The sequence below is a fragment of the Sporosarcina beigongshangi genome (assembly GCF_033485195.1).
GTDB lineage: Bacteria > Bacillota > Bacilli > Bacillales_A > Planococcaceae > Sporosarcina > Sporosarcina beigongshangi.
Genome location: NZ_JAWLIR010000092.1, coordinates 1 through 977 on the forward strand (window position 1 = coordinate 1; position 977 = coordinate 977).

A 977-nucleotide genomic window follows, 5' to 3' on the forward strand; every position below is an offset into this window, starting at 1 on the left:
GTATTGTGAAGAAGTAATTTCAGTGATTGAAAAAGAGTCCCATCTTGTATCCATTCCAGCCGTCAAAGAGAAGTTAAATATGTTGAAAGAAGTTGTGGAAGATTACACCGAACAGCTCCAGTTTTCAGCGGATTCAGATGCACGGGTTGGTCATAAAACTGCTGACTCTTCTTTCTTTGGCTATAAAACGCATATTGCGATGAATGATGAACGGATTATTACAGCGGCGATTGTGACAACTGGTGAACAAAGTGATGGGAAATATCTGCAAGATTTAATTATAAAAAGCCAAGAAACAGGTATGGAAATTGAAACGGTGCTCGGAGATACAGCTTACTCCGAAAAAGATAATATTCGCTATGCAAAGGACAATCAACTTGAACTCATCTCCAAATTAAATCCCAACATTACACAAGGCCATCGCACAAAAGAAGATGAATTTGAGTTTAATAAAGATGCAGGTATGTATGTTTGTAAAGCAGGCCATATGGCCATTCGAACAGCGCGTACAGGAAAGAAAAATGTAGGAAAGAATCAAATTCAAACCTATTATTTTGATATTGATACATGTAAAACTTGCCCGCTACGTGAAGGTTGTTATAAGGAAGGATCGAAAAGTAAAACCTATTCCGTGACGATTAAATCGACTGAACACAAGGATCAAGAAGCTTTTCAAAATAGTGAGGAGTTTAAAAAGAAGGCGAAATCACGTTATAAAATTGAAGCGAAGAATAGTGAGTTGAAACATAGACACGGGTATGATGTAGCCACATCTGCGGGTCTATTTGGTATGCAGATACAAGGGGCGATGGCTATATTTGCGGTCAATCTCAAACGAATTAGGACGCTAATGAAGGAATCAGAGTAAGGAATACAAAAGGAAAAGACGTTATTTCGTTCATCTTCGAATGAAATAACGTCTTTTTCAATTTAGGTTCACTTATGGGACTTAAAACCGTAGGTTTTTCAGTGGCCTC

General features: G+C 37.9%; 1 protein-coding gene. It reads left to right on the forward strand.

Features of this window, described 5'->3' with window-relative positions:
- Positions 1 to 868: transposase (locus R2B77_RS17875; RefSeq protein WP_322555781.1), on the forward strand; the 868-nt coding region annotated here is incomplete at its 5' end.
- Positions 869 to 977: the final 109 nt, after the last annotated feature.